Annotated in this window: 11 protein-coding genes; 2 read left to right on the plus strand and 9 right to left on the minus strand. The window is 67.0% G+C overall.

The window, feature by feature from the left end:
• Positions 1-32: 32 nt before the first annotated feature.
• Complete coding sequence (locus AC3RCE_RS00270; protein ID WP_370627748.1) at positions 33-491, minus strand: PaaI family thioesterase; 459 nt, start codon at positions 489-491, stop codon at positions 33-35.
• The gene (locus AC3RCE_RS00275; protein ID WP_492246123.1) at positions 488-955 is read right to left on the minus strand and encodes a MerR family DNA-binding transcriptional regulator; all 468 of its coding nucleotides are present in this window, start codon (positions 953-955) and stop codon (positions 488-490) included. Before AC3RCE_RS00275 ends, AC3RCE_RS00270 begins: the two co-directional genes overlap by 4 nt.
• Before the next feature lie 301 nt (positions 956-1,256).
• Here AC3RCE_RS00275 and AC3RCE_RS00280 point away from each other — a divergent pair, with 301 nt between their 5' ends.
• Positions 1,257-6,131, plus strand: a complete 4,875-nt coding sequence (locus AC3RCE_RS00280; RefSeq protein ID WP_218296389.1) for an EAL domain-containing protein — start codon at positions 1,257-1,259, stop codon at positions 6,129-6,131.
• A gap of 1,048 nt (positions 6,132-7,179) precedes the next feature.
• Here AC3RCE_RS00280 and AC3RCE_RS00285 read toward each other — a convergent pair.
• Positions 7,180-7,731 (minus strand): Spy/CpxP family protein refolding chaperone, encoded by a 552-nt coding sequence (locus AC3RCE_RS00285; RefSeq protein WP_218296390.1) that lies wholly within the window; start codon positions 7,729-7,731, stop codon positions 7,180-7,182.
• 323 nt (positions 7,732-8,054) lie between these two features.
• Here AC3RCE_RS00285 and AC3RCE_RS00290 point away from each other — a divergent pair, with 323 nt between their 5' ends.
• Positions 8,055-9,068 (plus strand): recombination-associated protein RdgC, encoded by a 1,014-nt coding sequence (locus AC3RCE_RS00290; RefSeq protein WP_218296391.1) that lies wholly within the window; start codon positions 8,055-8,057, stop codon positions 9,066-9,068.
• 426 nt (positions 9,069-9,494) lie between these two features.
• On the opposite strand, the gene AC3RCE_RS00295 is transcribed toward AC3RCE_RS00290, so the two are convergent.
• From AC3RCE_RS00295 to AC3RCE_RS00320, 6 genes are all read right to left on the minus strand, one after another.
• Positions 9,495-11,342, minus strand: coding sequence for a type 1 glutamine amidotransferase family protein (locus tag AC3RCE_RS00295; protein WP_218296392.1), 1,848 nt, complete (start codon positions 11,340-11,342; stop codon positions 9,495-9,497).
• Positions 11,343-11,617: 275 nt separating this feature from the next.
• The gene (locus AC3RCE_RS00300; protein WP_492254266.1) at positions 11,618-12,802 is read right to left on the minus strand and encodes an acetyl-CoA C-acyltransferase family protein; all 1,185 of its coding nucleotides are present in this window, start codon (positions 12,800-12,802) and stop codon (positions 11,618-11,620) included.
• A gap of 49 nt (positions 12,803-12,851) precedes the next feature.
• Positions 12,852-13,661, minus strand: coding sequence for an enoyl-CoA hydratase/isomerase family protein (locus AC3RCE_RS00305; RefSeq protein ID WP_218296394.1), 810 nt, complete (start codon positions 13,659-13,661; stop codon positions 12,852-12,854).
• A gap of 125 nt (positions 13,662-13,786) precedes the next feature.
• Complete coding sequence (locus AC3RCE_RS00310; RefSeq protein ID WP_218296395.1) at positions 13,787-15,586, minus strand: AMP-dependent synthetase/ligase; 1,800 nt, start codon at positions 15,584-15,586, stop codon at positions 13,787-13,789.
• Positions 15,583-16,404: an ABC transporter ATP-binding protein gene (locus AC3RCE_RS00315; RefSeq protein ID WP_218296396.1), complete on the minus strand. Its 822-nt coding sequence runs from the start codon at positions 16,402-16,404 to the stop codon at positions 15,583-15,585. The genes AC3RCE_RS00310 and AC3RCE_RS00315 overlap by 4 nt, the downstream gene beginning before the upstream one ends.
• Positions 16,405-16,414: 10 nt before the next feature.
• Positions 16,415-17,602: an ABC transporter substrate-binding protein gene (locus AC3RCE_RS00320; protein ID WP_492254267.1), complete on the minus strand. Its 1,188-nt coding sequence runs from the start codon at positions 17,600-17,602 to the stop codon at positions 16,415-16,417.
• Positions 17,603-17,623 lie beyond the last annotated feature (21 nt).

Here is a 17,623-nt window from a genome sequence, read left to right on the forward strand (position 1 = left end):
CCCGGCGCTCTCTCTGCAGCGGGCCACGGCAGCTACCGTGGCGCCACGGTGGCGTCGATGTTGCGGGCCGTGGCCAGCAGCGTGGCGCACAGCGTTTCCTTGCCATCCGCATCCACAGCGAACACATCGGACGCGCACACCGTGAGCAGCCGCGCCGCGTCGATGACGCGCCCGCGCGCCCGCAGGCACACGCCCCGTGCGGGGGCCACGAGTTTCACGGTGGCGTCCACCGTGGCATTCACCCAGCCCGGCGGCAGCACGCTGCCGGCCGCGCCCACGGCGGCGAAGTCGGCCACGGCAAACACGGCGGTGGCCTGCAGCTGGCCGGGGCGAAAGCAGAAGGCGTCGCTCACCGGAATCTCCACCTCCACCGCGCCCGGCTCGGCGCGCACGAAGCGCAGGCCCAGCGTGCGCGCCATGGGCATGGCCAGCACCAGGGACCGAAGATGGTCCATGGGCGCGGCGGCGGAATGTGCGGACAAAGAGGTCATGGTGCTTTCCTTGCGGAGGTGGTGGATGGACGGGTGCGGGCCGATGGGGGTGGCGTGGCGGGGGGCCGCACGCGCGGCCAGGGCGCCGGTGGCGCCGACGCGGCGGCACGCGGCCTTGCCTGCTGCGCCTGCAGCCAGGCCTGGTGCTCCAGCACGCGCTGCTTCTGGGCCCGCAGCGCATCGATCTGCTCGTCCAGCGCCTGCGCGCGCTCCTGCAGGGCCTGCACCATGGTCTCGGTGCGCAGGGTGCCTGCCCGGTAGGCGCCCAGGCGCAGGGCGATCTGCGGCAGGGTGAAGCCAAGCTGGCGCGACATGGCGATGAACACGACCTCGCGCTGCATGCGCGGTGGATAGTCGCGGTAGCCATTGGCCCGCCGGCGCGGCTGCAGGAGCCCCAGCCGCTCATAGTGGCGCAGGGCGTGGACGGAAACCGAGGTGCGTTGCGCGAGTTCGGATATCTGCATGGCACGCAGCCTAGCAAGCATGGCGCTGCGCGAAGGTTGCCGGGGCGACTGGCGGCGTTCTGGGGCAAACCCGCATGGTGGTGACCGCTCGGTCCGGCGCTCTGCGGTGTAGGATTCACGTTTCAGGGGGCAGCGCGAGCGCGTGCTTCTTCTGCCCGCACCCCGTCCGGTTCTTTTCTTGCCGCCCGACCCCTTTGACGACGACGCTGTTCCAGTTCTTGCGCAACAAGCTCCAGGCCCCCCGGGCGCTGGAACTGGGGTGCGCGCCAGCGGGCACAGCCAACGCCACAGCGGCCTGACCATGCCGCCAGCCCACGCACCCGAAGAGGCAGCGCGGCTCACGGCACTGCAGTCCTACGCGATCCTCGACACCCCCGCGGAAGAAGGCTTCGACCAGCTGGCCACGCTGGCCGCACGGGTGTGCGGCTGCCCCATCGCCGTGGTCAATTTTCTCGACAGCGAGCGCCAGTGGTTCAAGGCGGCTGTCGGCATTCCCTTCCAGCAGACCGAGCGCGCCATCGCGTTCTGTGCCCAGGCACTGGACGGCGGCCGCGAACCGGTGGTGGTGCCCGACGTCACGCTCCACCCCGTGTTCGCCAGCAATCCCCTGGTGCTGGGCGAACCCCATGTCCGCTTCTACGCCTGCGTGCCGCTGGTGACGCCCGAGGGGTTCACCCTGGGCACCCTCGCGGTGGTGGACACCGTGCCCCGCACGCTGGAGGAAGGGCAGATCGAGGGCCTCACGATCCTCGCGGGCCAGGCCATGGTGCAGCTGGAGCTGCGCCGCCAGAAAAGGCTGCTGGCCCAGCTCGTGCGGGAGCGCGACCAGATGCATGCCGAGATGGTCGCGCAGGGCGAGGCACAGCGCGTGGCGGGGCGGATCGCCCGCGTAGGCGGCTGGACGGTCGAACTGCCCGGGATGCAGCTCGTGTGGTCGCAGGAGATCGCGGCCGCCTATGGGCTCCACCACCGCGTGGGCGAGCTGGCGCAGGTCCTGCAGCTGTACACGCCGCCCTACCGGCCGCAGATGCAAAAGGCGTTCGATGACTGCCGGCACCACGGCACGCCCTTTGACGTGGAAGCCGAGGTGGACATGCCGGGCGGCAGGCGCTTCTGGGTGCGCACCGCCGGGCAGGCGGCGCGCGATGCCGGGGGACGCATCGTCCGCATCCAGGGGGCCTTCCAGGACATCACGGCCCAGCACCTGGCCCAGGAGGCGCGCCGTGAAAGCGAGGAGCGCTTTCACCTCGTCTCGCGCGCCACGGCCGATGCCGTCTGGGACTGGAACCTGGACACCGACCTCATGTGGTGGAACGAAGGCATGCAGAACCTGTTCGGCGTGCCGCTCGACCAGCTGCCGCCCGACAGCACCTCGTGGACGCTGCGGCTGCATCCCGAAGACAGCGAGGAAATCCTCCGGGGCCTCCACGCAGCCATTGGCGGCACGGACAACCACTGGTCCGCCGAATACCGCTTCCGGCGCCAGGACGGCAGCTATGCCTGGGTGCTGGACCGGGGCTTCCTGATCCGCGACGCCGAAGGCAAGGCCGTGCGCATGGTGGGCGGCATGACCGACATCAGCGCGCAGAAGCTGACCGAACTCGATGCCCAGCGCGATGCGCAGAACCATGCGGAGCTGCTGCAGGTGCAGCAGCGCATCTCGTCGCTGGACATGCCCCTGCCCGAGGTGCTCCAGCTCGTGGCCGACACCGTGCTGCGCCAGACGCTGGCGCGCGGGGCGCTGGTGGAGCTGCTGCAGGGCCGCCAGCTGGTGGCGCAGGCATCGGCGGGCGACCACGTGCGGCCCGTGGGCCACATGCTGGCGGCCGACCAGAGCCTGCTGTGGCCCGCCCTGCGCGAAGGGCGCACCGTGGTTTGCAATGACACCGAGGCCGAGGGCTGGGACATGGTTTCGCTGCCCCACCGGCACGGCGTGCGCTCCGTGATGGCGGTGCCGCTGCGCACCGCCGAGGGCGTGGTGGGCTCGCTCAAGGTCGTTTCGGACAAGGCCCACGCATTTTCGCGGCGCGACGTCGCGCACCTGGAGATCCTCACCGAATCCCTGGGCGCGATGGTGCAGCTGCGGCATGTGGCGGGGCAGCTGCGGGCATCGGAGCAGCAGTACCGCATGCTGTTCGACGAGCACCCCCATCCGATGTGGGTGTACGACAGGGAAACGCTGCGCCTGCAGGCCGTGAACCAGTCGATGGAGACGCACTACGGCTATGCCGAAGCCGAGCTGCTGGAGATGGACATGACGGACCTGTGGCCGGCGGAGCGCCGCGCCAGCATCCGGGCCACCATCAACGCGATTGCGATGGACCAGCGCAACAAGCCGGTCATCAGCCGCCACGTCAAGAAGGACGGCACGTTCATGGACGTGGAAATCACGGCGGGCAGCATCAGCTTCAACGGCCGCCCCGCGCGCCAGGTGCTGGCCACCGACGTGACCGAGCGCCTGCGCACCGAGCGCGAGCTGGCGCGCATGGGCCGTGCGCAGCGCCTCTTGAGCGCCTGCAACGAAACCCTCGTGCGCGCCACGTCCGAGACCGCGCTGCTGCAGGCGATCTGCCACATCGCCGTGGACATCGGCGGCTACCGCATGGGATGGGTGGGCTTCGCGCTGGACGACGAACGCAAGTCCATCCAGCCCGTGGCCCACGCGGGCCACAACCAGAACTACCTGGAGAACCTGCACCTGTCCTGGTCGGCCGACGACCGCTACGGCCGGGGTCCCGCGGGCATGGCCGTGCGCTCGGGCAAGCCGGTGATCGTGCAGGACATCCGCGCCGAGGGCGATTTTGCCGACTGGACCGAGCGCATGCTGGACAACGGCTTTCACGGCGTGATCTGCCTGCCGCTGCGCGACCGCGACCGCACCTTCGGCCTGCTGTACCTGTACGCGCCGGACATCCTGCAGATCAGCCCCGAAGAGGCGGCCCTGCTGCAGGAGCTCTCCAACGACCTGGCCTTTGGCATCACCAGCCTGCGCGCGCAGAAGGCGCAGCAGCGGCTGCAGGCCTCGGTGCTCAAGGTGGCGGCCGCCGTGTCGGCGAGCACGGGCACGGAGTTTTTCGTGCAGCTGGTGCGCAACATGGCCGATGCGCTGGGGGCCCAGGGCGGCTGCGTGGTGCGGCTGCTGCCACCGGTGGAAGGGCAGGCCCCGCGGGTGGTCACGCTCGCGGCGGTGCTCGATGGCCAGATGCTGCCCAACGACGAATACACCCTGGAAGGCACGCCCAGCCTCATGCTGCTGTCGCAGCGCGCGTATGTGGTGACCGAGAAGGTGCAGCAGCTGCACCCCGAGGCGCCCATGCTGCGCCATGTGGGCGCGCAGGGCTATGCGGGCCAGCAGCTGTGCAATGCCGATGGCGAGGTGGTGGGCATCGTGTTCGTGCTGTTCCGCCAGCCCATCGCCGAGACGGACTTCATCACCTCCACGCTGCAGATCTTTGCCGCGCGCGCGTCGTCCGAGATCGACCGGCAGCTGGCGGATGCCCGCATCCGCCACCAGGCCTCGCTGCTTGACAAGGCGCAGGACGCGATCCTGGTGCGCGACCTGGAGCACCGCATCATCTTCTGGAACAAAAGCGCCGAGCGCCTGTATGGCTGGTCGCAGCTGCAGGCGCTGGGCCAGTCCATCGAAACGCTGCTCTACGACGACCCCACCCATTTCCGCCACGCCACGCGCACGGTGCTGGAGCAGGGCGAGTGGACGGGCGAGATCGTGCAGCGCCACCGCGACGGCAGCACCATCGAGGTCGAGGGCCGCTGGACCCTGGTGCGCGGCGACAACGGCCAGCCGCAGTCCATCCTGGCCATCAACACCGACATCCGCCAGCGCAAGGCCAACGAGCGCGAGATCCAGCGCCTGGCGTTCTACGACGCGCTCACCGGCCTGCCCAACCGCATGCTGCTGATGGACCGCATGGGCCATGCGCTGGCCAACGCCCACCGGCGCCTGCAGGGCGGTGCGCTGCTGTTCATCGACCTGGACAACTTCAAGACCCTGAACGACACCCTGGGCCACGACCAGGGCGACCTGCTGCTGCAACAGGTGGCGCAGCGCCTGAACACCTGCGTGCGCAGCGTGGACACGGTGGCCCGGCTGGGCGGCGACGAGTTCGTGGTGATGCTCGAGGAGCTCAGCCCCAGGCCACACGAACTGGCCCTGCACGCGCGCAGCGTGGGCGAGAAGATCCTCACCATGCTGGCTGTGCCCTACGCGCTGGCAGGGTACCAGTACCGCAGCACGCCCAGCATCGGCATCGCGCCGTTCACGGGCGAGCAGACCAGCGTGGGCGAGCTGCTCAAGCAGGCGGACCTGGCCATGTACCAGGCCAAGACGGCGGGGCGCAACACGCTGCGCTTCTTCGACCCCGACATGCAGGCCGTGGTGACCGCCCGCGCCGGGCTGGAGACCGACCTGCGCGCCGCGCTCGCGCAGGAGGAATTCCTGCTGCACTTCCAGCCGCAGATGCACCTGTCCGGCCGCTGCGTGGGGGTGGAGGCGCTCGTGCGCTGGGCCCACCCGCAGCGCGGCATGGTGCCGCCCGCGCAGTTCATCCCGCTGGCCGAGGAGACGGGCCTCATCCTGCCCCTGGGCCGCTGGGTGCTGCACACGGCCTGCAAGCTGCTGGCCAGCTGGCAGGACGACCCGGCCCTGGCCCACCTGACCATGGCGGTGAACGTGAGCTCGCGCCAGTTCCGCCACGCCAGCTTCGTGGACGACGTGGCCCGCGTGCTGGCCATCACCGGCGCGCCGGCGCATCTGCTCAAGCTGGAGCTGACCGAAAGCCTGCTGGTGGAAGACATGGAAACCACCATCGCCACGATGGCCGCGCTGCGCTCCTATGGCGTGGGCTTCTCGCTGGACGACTTCGGCACCGGCTATTCCAGCCTGAGCTATCTGAAGCGCATGCCGCTGGACCAGCTCAAGATCGACCAGAGCTTTGTGCGCGACCTGCTGACCGACCCCAACGACGCGGCCATCGTGGACACCATCATCGGCCTGTCGCGCAGCCTGGGCCTGGAAGTCATCGCCGAAGGGGTGGAAACCCCCGAGCAACGCGAGCTGCTGGCCCGCGCGGGCTGCCTGCACTACCAGGGCTACCTCTTCAGCCGACCCCTCTCCGCGGACGTTCTGGGGGCCTTCCTGCGGTCCTGCGCCGCGTAGCGAGCTTCCGCCGGCCCGTCTTCGGGATTCAGTCCCCACCCGCGGCGGATCGCCGCGTCCCTGCGTTCGCCCTCCTTTGCGTGCACCGGTCCGTCCGCAAGGCCCCACAAGGTGTTGCCGCGGCACCGCATGCCCGGCGCGGGAAGTTCTCCCCTGTCTTCTTCTTATGTTTTCTATAAATACATAGTCGTAGTAGTAGAAGGCGGCCCAGGATGTGGACAACTGCCTTTTCCCTCGCCGTGGCGCGCACTTGCACGCCGCCCAACCCTGTGCACCGATCCCTCTTTCCGCTGTCGCGCGAAAGGGGACAAAACACGGCCACGGCCTTTTTCTGTGGATAACCAGGCGGTTGTGCCAAAACTATCCCCAGTTTTACGCACTGAACATTCCCACAGAGAGGATTGGCATTGAAATGGCATGAAGCGCTGATGGAGGAAGCGCCAACAGCTACTCAATTGATAGCAAATGAGAAATATAAAGGCCCCCAGGCGGTGGCGGTAAGGAACCTGCGGGCTGGCGCGGAGCCCTGTCCGCTCCGCGTCGGCCTTTTCGGCGCCGGCCGCTTCATCGCGAGCCGCCGTGTGGAGTGGTGCCGGGGGCTCGGCTCCACGGGCGTTGGGGGGCACGAAAAAGAGGTTCTGGTTATTCTTTTATGGTTCTATATATAAATAGCAGTAGTAGTAGAGCACCCCATTTTTTGTGGACAAGGGGTTTTTTTCCAATGCTGGCGCGGGGTTGCGTGGCCGCAAACTCTGTGCGGCGGGCTGCGCAAAGTCCGGGGCTCACAGACAACAACTTCGGCGCAGCGCCTTCTTCTGTGGATAACCAGCAAGTTGTGCCGCAACTGCCCCCAGGGTTATCCACAAACGCCGTCCAAGGCGACCGCCTGCGTGGCCGCAAAGCACAAAGCCCGGGGTCCAGTCAGGACCCCGGGCTTGGGGAGCACGGGAAGAAAAAGTAAAAGGCAGCGCCGGCTGCACGCCGGAGACCCGTCCCCAGGGCCGCCGCCCCGCAGGGCGTGCGGGGGCGGTGGGGGTTGGGTGGGGCGTTACTTCGCCGGTGCGGCGGGCGATGGATGGCCCTCGCCGCCGCGCATGCCGCCGCCGCCGTGGTGGTGGTCGCGCATGCGCTGGTGGCCGCGGTGCGCCTGCGCATCGAAGGTTTTCTGCTGGTCTGGCGTCAGGGCGGCGTAGAAGGTCTTGGTGGCCTCGCCCCGGCGGTCGGCCTCGGCGGCGTGCTGGGCGCGCAGGGCCCGCATGCGGTCGATGCGTTCGGGCGTGGTGAGCTTGTCCATGTCCTTGCGGTCCAGGCGGGCAGTGCGTTCCCCGGGCTGCATCGCGGTGCTGAAGGCCGTCCAGGCGGGTTCCTGGGCGGCGCTCAGCTTGAGCTGGTCCTTCAGGGCGGCCATGCGCTTGGCCATTTGGGCCTGGTGGCGCGCATGGTGCTCGTGGCGGTCACCCCCTGCCTTGTGGCGGCCTTCGGTGGTTGCGTTGGCACCCGCTGCAGGCGGGGCGGCTGGAGGTTGCTGGGCCAGGACCGGCAGGGCCAGTGCAGCGAGAACAGCGGTGGCGGCCAGGCGGTGTTGGAATCTGAAAACCATGGTGTGAGTCCTTTCACAGGGTTGGGAACTCGCCAGGACGACCGTTCCGGCGATTGAGGGCCAGTGTCCGCCCCACATGTATCGCCGCCATACCGGTTGGGTGAGGCTGTGTAAAGTTTCCAAAAGAAACACCCCGCGCATGTCTCGTGAAGGGGGACGGCGCCAGTGGCACGGCAAGGCCCGTTCCACGGCGTCTGCCGGCTGTGATCGTGCCTGTTCATCCGCTCGCGGGTGCGCGGACCGCCAGGGATGGACGGCAGGAAACCTCTCCCGCAGAACCACCGACAATGGCGCATTCCGTCCCAGAAAAGAAAAGGTTTTCCGTGTTCAAGAACATGATCGTGTACCGCATTGCGCCGCAATGGCAGGTCGAATTGACACAAGTGGAAGAGGCCCTGGCCAAGGCGCCCTTCATCGAATGCGGCGCCACGCAGGAAAAGTCCCTGGGCTGGGTGCCGCCGCGTGGCGAACAGCACGGCCCGCTGGCCGAGTCGGTCGGGGGCCAGTGGATCCTGCGCTTCATGGTCGAGTCCAAGGTGCTGCCCGGCAGCGTGCTGGCACGCCGCGTGAAGGAAAAGGCAGAACGCATCGAGCAGGAAACCGGCCGCAAGCCTGGCAAGAAGGAAAGCAAGGAACTCAAGGACGAGGCCAAGCTGGACCTGCTGCCCATGGCGTTCACCAAGCAGGGTTCCATGTGGGTGTGGATCGATACGGCATCGCGCCTGCTGGTGCTGGACACCTCCAGCCAGGGCCGTGCGGACGAAGTCGTCACGCTGCTGGTCGAATCGCTGCCCGGCCTGTCGGTGTCGCTCATCAACACCCAGACCAGCCCGCAAGCGGCCATGTCCCACTGGCTCAAGGAACAAGAGCCGCCCGTGGGCTTCACCGTGGACCGCGAATGCGAGCTCAAGAGCGCCACCGAGGAAAAGGCCGTGGTGCGCTATGCCCGCCACCCGCTGGACATCGAAGAGGTGCAGGCCCACATCGACGCCGGCAAGCTGCCCACCAAGCTCGCACTCACCTGGGACGACCGCGTGAGCTTCATGCTCACCGAGGGGCTGCAGATCAAGAAGGTCTCGTTCCTGGACACGGTGTTCGAAGGCACCAAGGCCGATGACGGTGGCTTTGACACCGACGTGGCGATCGCCACGGGCGAGCTGGTCAAGCTGATTCCGGACCTGATCGAGGCGCTGGGGGGCGAGGCGGAGAGTGGGGTGGCGGAGGTTTCGGCGGCAGCTACCGTGGCAGCGCCCTCGTCCGCCGCCCGCACCGGTGCAGTTGTGACAGGGCCTGCGCAGGTGCCAGTGGACACGGATCCCGACTCTGCGCCGTTTTGATGGCTGGGGCAGGCTGCAGGCGCCCACGGCCGGGGGAGTTCATGCTGGCCGGATTTCACCAAGTGCCGAATCGCAGGCAAGTGAGGCCTACCATTCTGGAGTCAAGCCAGAGATAGAAGGACAGGGCAAGGTGCGTGGGTCGATGACAGCAATGCCGGGCACTTGTTTTATTGCCTTTCACTGCTGTATGGAAGCCCGCTTGAGGCCGCGTCCACGCAGGGCTGGCCTGGCTTGAGGGTGTCAAATACCGGAACGGCTCTGCGCTGCACCCGCAGCACGTGGTAATCGGAAATGACGGAAAGGTCGCTGCAGGACAGAGCAACCACCGCTGACCAGACCGCCCGGTATTCGAGCCGGTGGTGTGGGCCCCGAGCAAAAACTGCGGTTGTCTTGCAGGTCAGATCACTGTACGGGGCATCGCCAATGTCACTTTCGCGAGGGCCGTGGGGGCACGATGTTCACGATTTCCCGCACGAACAACTTTCCCCAGGCTTCCCTCGTGTCGTCCTCGATCAATTGCGGCATGAAGCCGAACGCCAGCGTACGTTCCCCCCGCACCATGATCCCCTGATCCCGCTGCAGCAGTTCCGTGGCCAGCACCTTGTAGCCCGGGCGTGGGGTTATCGACGCATAGCTGACGTACATGCGCCTTGAGGGTTTGAGCCGATAGACCTTGCCATCAATCAGGAAGACACCGCCCTTTTTCTTCCACTCGATATTGGCAATCCCAAACACCTCATGCATCCAGTCAAAGGTGGGTTTGCCGTTTTCGTCGAACTCACCCAGACGCATGTCCTGGATGAGCGACCCGCCGTTTTTCCAGTAAGTGGTCAGCTTGGATTTGACGCTCTGTGGCAGGGCTGCCTGGTGCGGAACGAGGATGGCATCCAGGCGCTGGATGAGGGGATCGTCCTGCAGAAGGTTCTTTTCGCCGATGACATGGACATCCATCCCGGGCTCGCTGCTCAGGATCTTGTAGGACGCGAACAGCGCATCACGGTGGGTGTTTCTGCCTGCACTTCTTTCCCCGTGCCAGACGTGAAAGTTGGTCGTGGAGCCCAGGATGCCAATCTTGATCCGGGGGGCCGTGCTGGTTGCCGCAGTGTGGCCAGATGGGGCATTGAGCTTGTCCATGTCAAGGGCGGAGAGGGAGCCGCCGCCTGCCTGGTGCGCGAACCCTCCGATCTCGTAGCCCATCACATTGGCCTGCGTCAGCGATTGGGTGACGGAGCGTTGGATGACAGGCATCAGTTCCCGCGATCTTTTTTCGGCCTCCCATCGCTCACCGTAGGCACCCACCATGATTTTCCTGTAGCCCAGCGAGCCCATGTAGTTGGCAAGCGTGGGCAGGACGTCTGCATCCGGCACCAGGCTGTAGCCATCGTAGAAGTTGAAATCGATGACGGCTATGTCGATGCACCCAGCCAGTTTTTCAACGATGCCGGTGGCATAGATGGCGTCATGCGACGTGAATGTCTCGGCGAAATATCCGATCGCCTGCGCCCCCTTGTCCCGGATCACCTTGGTGTATGCGCAGGTGGCTTCCTGGAGCCGGTTTTCCCGGAACTCCTTGTGGGCATGCAAAAGAGGTTCCGCTTTGGGCACCCCTGCGGCGATGTTGTTGTTGTAGTTGATGACAGGCTGACGGGCGTTGTTGTGCTTCCTGGCGAAGTCATTCTGTGTGGACTCCTTGTAGTCCCGCCACTGGTAGCCCATCTGCCCATACTTTATTTCGTGTTCCTCCTGGAGGCCGAGGGCATAGCCGAGCACCTTTGCGGGGTAGCGCCTGGAAAAATGATCGACCGTTTGCGCGATGAAAGCGTGCGCGGGCTTTCTGATCCTGTCGTCCGTGAAATCCGGTTGCCAGCTCGGGTCGCCCGAGAAATTCCGCATGACGGCATCGGGATGCGCGGCGGTGATCCATTGCGGGACCGTGGACATGTTGGGCACCAGCTTGCCGCTCTCGTCCTTGTAGGGCCGTCCCCCCATGTCGATGACCAGCAGGAGCGACAGCCCGCCGTCGACAAGGGCATCCATGTGGCCGTGGTAGTGGCTGAACTCGTACAGGCCCTTGCTGCGCTCGATGTCGGACCAGTTCAGGTACACCGTGGCGTGGCTGAATCCCTTGGACTTGAGTTCGCCAGGAAGATTCTTGTTCTGGCTGAGGTCCCAAGGCATCACGATGATGCTGGACACCGGGCGGGCCGCGACGGCGCTGCTGGCAAAAGGAATCAGGGAGAAAAGCAGTGCCGCAATGCGAAAGAGTTTTTTCATGGGGATTTTTGGAGAGAAAGGCGGGGCGCTCCGGCTGGAGAGCGCTGTCCAGCGCGATCATACTGATGCGATCGGCACAGGCCTCGGAAGCCGAAGTGGCCCCCGGGACTGCGCCGGGCCCGCTCCTTGCCCAGGCGCCGCGCCACACAAGTGCGAAGCGCATTCACAGGATCCACGGGACTCAGTTGCTATTTATTTGGTAGTAATCGATGGTGGATGGGAAAGCGCTGGAGGCAAAACTCCTGAATGGCGGCAGCGCGGGGACGGCGCCGCCCTCACACCCGCTCGAACACCGCCGCGATGCCCTGGCCGCCGCCGATGCACATGGTCACCAGCGCATAGCGGCCGCCGGTGCGGTGCAGCTCGGCGATGGCCTTGGTGGTGATGATGGCGCCCGTGGCGCCCACCGGGTGGCCCAGCGAAATGCCCGAGCCGTTGGGATTGACCTTGGACGGGTCCAGGCCCAGCTCCTGGATCACCGCACAGGCCTGGGCGGCGAAGGCCTCGTTGGCCTCGATCACGTCCATGTCCTGCACGGTGAGGCCGGTGCGCTGCAGGACCTTGCGCGTGGCCGGCACCGGGCCGATGCCCATGTAGGCCGGCTCGACGCCCGCATGGGCGTAGCCCACGAGGCGGGCCAGGGGTGTGAGGCCCAGGGCCGACACGCGTGCGCCCGAGGCCAGCACCACGGCGGCGGCGCCGTCGTTGATGCCCGAGGCATTGCCCGCGGTGACCAAACCGTCCTTCCTGAACGCGGGCTTCATGCCGGCCAGCACTTCGAGCGTGGTGCTGCCGCGCACATGCTCGTCGGTGTCGAAGACCACCGTGCCCTTGCGCGTGGCGATCTCCACCGGCACGATCTGCTCGCGGAAGTAGCCGGCCGCGATGGCATGCGCCGCGCGCTGCTGGCTCTGCACTGCGAGTTGGTCCTGCATCTCGCGGCTGATGCGGTAGCGCTCGGCCACGTTCTCGGCGGTGATGCCCATGTGCATCTTCTGCCACGGGTCGTGCAGGATGCCGAGCATGTAGTCGATGCTCTTGGCGTCGCCCATGCGCGCGCCGTAGCGCGCGGCGGTGTCGAAGTAGGGGCCGCGGCTCATGGACTCGCTGCCGCCGCCGATGGCGATGTCGCAATCCCCGTAACCGATGGCCTGGGCCGCCGAGATGATGGCCTGCAGGCCCGAGCCGCACAGGCGGTTGACGTTGAAGGCCGGCGTCTCGATGGGGCAGCCGGCGTCGATGGCGGCCACGCGGGCCAGGTAGGCGTCCTTGGTGTCGGTGGGGATCACGTTGCCCATCACCACATGGCCGATGGCGTCGGCGGGCAGGCCACTGCGCGCGATGGCGGCCCTCACGGCAGTGGTGGCGAGACCGGTGTTGGGCACGTCCTTGAGGCTGCCGCCAAAGGTGCCGATGGCGGTGCGGGCGGTGGAGAGGACGTAGACGTCTTGAAGGCTCATGGGAAGTTTCGGCGAAGGGGAGGTGGAAGGCGGGATGGAAAAAGGAAGGTCAGCGGCCCGTGAACTGCGGTGCCTGGCGCGCGTGGAAGGCGTCCACCCCGGCCTGGAAGTCCTGTGTGCCCGCGCAGTGCACGAAGGCCCGCGCCTCGGCGGCCAGTTGCTCGGGCAGGGTACGGTCCATCGACTCGCGCATCAGGCGCTTCATGGCGCCGTAGGCCAGGGTGGGGCCTGCGGCCAGGCGCTCGGCGATGGCGGTGGTGGCGGCGTCGAGCTCTGCAGCGGGCACCACGCGGTTGACCAGGCCGAGGCGCAGCGCATCCTCGGCGGTGAAGGCCTCGCCCAGCAGCGCGATCTCCAGCGCCTGGCGCATGCCCACCAGGCGCGGCAGCGCCCAGGAGGCACCCACGTCGCAGCTGGTGCCCAGGTTGATGTAGGCCAGGTTGAAGCGCGTGCCCTCTGCCACGAGCACATAGTCGGCCATCAGCAGCAGGCTCAGGCCCGCGCCCGCGGCCACGCCGTGCACCTGGGCGATGACGGGGGCGTTCATCTGCGCCAGCAGCGGCAGGGCCTGGTTCAGCGGCGTGAGGATGTCGATGGCGCCCTGCACGGGCGTGGCCCGCAGCGTGGCCAGATCACCCCCAGCCATGAAGCCCTTGCCGTTGCCGCGCAGCACCACGGCGCGCACCGTGGGGTCGGCGGCAATGGCTTGCACGCTGGCGAGAAAGGCCTGCGCCATGGGCACATCGATGGCGTTGAGTGCCTCGGGGCGGTTGAAGCGCAGGGTGGCGATGGGGCCGTCCCGTTCGAGCAGCAGGGGGGGTTGTGCGGGCGGTGCTTGCACGGTGGTAGACGAGTTCATGGTCAAAATACCTTCCAGCGCTTGCTCAATAAGCGCAAGACGCTTCTATATTGATAGCATTGCTGAGAGCAGGATGGCAAACGAAACCCACAACGGCCCTGCGCGACCTGCCTTTTTTCTTCTCTCTACCGGTACAGCGCCTCGATCTCGGCAGCGTAGGTCTTGTAGATGCTGGAGCGGCGCACCTTCATGGTGGCGGTGACCTCGCCGTCGTCGTGGTCCAGTTCCTTGGTGAGCAGGTGGAACTGGCGGATCTGCGAGACCTGGGCCAGGCGCTCGTTGCCCCGGCGGATCTCGGCGTCGATGAGCTCGCGCACCTCGGGCATTTCCACCAGCGAGCGGAAATGCGTGAACGCCAGGCGCCGGGCCTCGGCCCACTTGCCCACGGTCTCGTAGTCGATCATCACCAGCGCACCCACGAACTTGCGGCCCTCGGCGACGATGATGCATTCCTTGATGAAGGGGCTGCCCTTCATGGTGTTCTCGATCTCCGAGGGCGTGAGGTTCTTGCCGCCGGCGGTGATCATGATGTCCTTGAGCCGGTCCACGATCTTGATCTGGCCCTGCTCCTCGCGCACCACGTCGCCGGTGTGCAGCCAGCCATCGATGATGCTCGCGGCCGTGGCCTCGGGGTTCTTGTAGTAGCCCGCGAACACCATGTCGCCGCGCAGCTGCAGCTCGCCGTTGTCGGCCATGCGGTGCTCCACGCCCAGGATGGGCACGCCCACGGTGCCGACCACCACGTTGTCCAGCCGGTGGCCCGTGACCATGCCGGTGGATTCGGTCAGGCCGTAGACCTCCACCAGCGGCAGGCCGAGCACGCGAAAGAAGCGCACCACGTCGGGCGGTATGGGCGCGGCCCCGGTGAGGGCCACGCGCGCCTGGCGCAGGCCGACGAAGTTCTGCAGCGCGCGGAACACCAGCCAGTAGCTGGCGGCGAAGGCCAGGCGCTCGCCCAGGCTCCAGGCGCTGCGCGGCTTCTCGGCCAGCGGCTGGCAGGCGGCGACCGCATGGTGGAACAGCCGGCGGCGCAGGCCCCCGGTCTCCTGCAGCTTGATGTGGATGGCGGCGTGCATCTTCTCCCAGATGCGCGGCACGCCCAGGAACATGGTGGGCGCCACCTCGCGCAGGTCTTCCTGCACGGTGCGGATGGACTCGCCGAAGTTCACCTGCGAGCCGATGTACACCGGCACGAAGCTGGTGAGCATCTGCTCGGCCACATGGCACAGCGGCAGGTAGGACAGGTGCGTGGTGGCCGCATCGAGCTGCAGCCGGTCGACGATGCCGGGCACCACGCCGCGGATGTTGCGGTAGCTGATCATCGCGCCCTTGGGCTTGCCGGTGGAGCCCGAGGTGTAGATCATCAGGCCCACGTCGTCGAGCGTCTGGCGCGCCAGGGCCTCGTCCACCAGCGCCTGCTGGCCGGATGCGACGCCCAGCGCCTCGACCTCGGCGAAGGTGGCGATCAGCGCGCGCACCTCGGGCGCGAAACTGCGCAGGCCCTTGGTCTCGATGACGATGATCTTTTTCAGGCGCGGCAGCTCGGGCAGGGCGGCGAGCAGCTTGTCGGTCTGCTCCTGGTCTTCGCAGACCATGACCTCGATGTCGGCATGGCCGACCACGTAGGCCACCTCGTTGCTGGGGCTGGTGGGGTAGACGCCCACGGTGACCGCACCGACCAGGCCCGCGCCCATCTGCGCGAGCACCCATTCCGTGCGGTTCTCGGAAATCACGCCCACATGCCCGCCCGCCGGCAGGCCGAGCGCGCGCAGGCCCAGGCCGAAGTGGCAGGCGCGCTCGTGGTAGCGGGCCCAGGTGAAGGGCTTCCAGATGCCGAAGTCCTTTTGCCTGATGGCCACGCGCGCTGGCTCGGTGCGTGCGCGCTCGCGCAGCATCTGGGGCAGGGTGAGGTTCGGGAGGGTCATGACAGCCAACGCTTCCTGCGCTTGTAGTGCTTGATGTCCTTGAAGCTCTTGGCTTCCCCGCCACCCCCCATGCCCAGGTAGAACTCGCGCACGTCGGGGTCGTTGGCCAGGCGCTCGGCCGAGCCGTCGATCACGATCTTGCCGTTCTCCATGATGTAGCCCTGGTGGGCGACCGCGAGCGCCACGGTGGCGTTCTGCTCCACCAGCAGCATGGAGGTGCCGCGCTCGGCGTTGATGCGCGCGATGATGGTGAAGATGTCTTCCACCAGCTTGGGCGACAGGCCCAGCGAGGGCTCGTCGAGCAGGATCAGCTGGGGCTGGGCGATGAGGGCGCGGCCGATGGCCAGCATCTGCTGCTCGCCGCCCGAGAGATACCCGGCCAGGCCCTTGCGGCGCTCGTGCAGGCGCGGGAAGTAGCTGTAGACGGTGTCGAAGTCGGGCCTGGCATCGGCGCGGCCCGTGAGCGCATAGGTCGCGGCCACCAGGTTCTCTTCGACCGTGAGGTCCTCGAACACGCGGCGCCCCTCCATCACGTGCGAGAGCCCATTGCGCACCAGCTGCTGCGGTGCCAAGCCCGCGGTGGGCTGGCCGTTGAAGCGGATGCTGCCCGACTCCACCGTGCCGTCTTCGAGCGCCAGCAGGCCCGAGATGGCCTTGAGCGTGGTGGACTTGCCCGCGCCGTTGCTGCCCAAGAGCGCCACGATTTGCCCGCGCGGCACGGCCAGCGACAGGCCGCGCAGGGCCTGCACGACCTTGTTGTAGATGACCTCGATGTTGTTGACTTCGAGGACGTGGTCCGGCGTGGCGAGCGGGGTCATGGCAGGCTGGTCACAGTTTGATCCAGTCGGAGGCCGCGACCATCTTCTGTGCCTTCATGTCCGCGCGGTACACGCGCCCCACGGGGATGGAGTTGCCGCTGATGGTGATCGGCACGCCGATCAGGCCACCAGTGTCGAAGTCCTTGATGCTGTTGAGCGCGGCCTTGAGGTTCTTGCCGTCGAGGGGCTTGCCCGCGTCCAGGCAGCGCCTGGCCGATTCGGTGAACAGCATGGCGGCGAGAAAGCCCTGGATGTAGGCCGTGCTCTGGTACTCGGGGCGCAGCGCGCGGATCTTCTCCAGCATGGGCGCCTTCTCGGTGTCGTAGTAGTAGCGGTAGGGCATCACACCCATGAAGCCGTCGGCGGCCTCGCCCATCTTCATCACGGTGGAGCTGTCCATGGTCCAGAAGGTGCCCATCCACTTGCTGGTCATGCCTTGCTGCTTGCCCTGGGTGATGAACTCGGGGATGGGCGCGAGGATGTAGCCGTGGAAGATGGTGTAGTCGGGCGCGGCGCGGCGCAGCTTGATGACCTCGCCCGAGACGTCCACGCTGCCCGCGGGCGTCATGATCTTGACGGGCACCGACAGGCCGAGCGCCTTGGCGGTGGCCTCGCTCTTGTCGATCGGGTCGCGGCCGAATTCGGAGTCCGAGTACACGAAGGCCACCTTGGCACCGGGCTTTTCCTTGGCGATGTGCTTGAGCAGGATGCCGAACATCTCGGTGTAGTCCGGGCCCACGAGGAACTGGTTCGGGTACTTCTTCGGATCGTTGAGCTCGCTGGCGAACGAGGCACCGGCCATCAGCGTGGTGCCCGCGCGGTCGAGCTCGGGGTTGATGGTCTTGGCAAAGCCCGTGGAGTCGCCGTAGTAGAGGTTCACCTTGTTCTGGCTGGTGATCTTCTTGTACGCGGCCACTGAGACGTCGACCTTGTAGCCCGTGTCCTCGGGCACGTACTTGAGCTTGCGGCCCTTGATGCCACCCGCGTCGTTGACCATCTTCACGTAGTCGCCGATGCCGGCGTTGATGCCCACGCCCGCGAACGCGAACACGCCGGTGAGCGGGATGGAGCCGCCGATGACGATGTCCTCGCCGCTGGCCTGCGCGGTGGCGGTGAGCGGTGCGGCCAGCGTGGCGCCCGCAGCGAGCAGCAGGGTGCGGCGGCGCTGTGACATGGGGGATGCGTTGGTGGTGGGCATGGTGCTTGTCTCCTTCATGGT

The sequence above is a fragment of the Acidovorax sp. GW823-FHT05D11 genome (genome assembly GCF_058795695.1).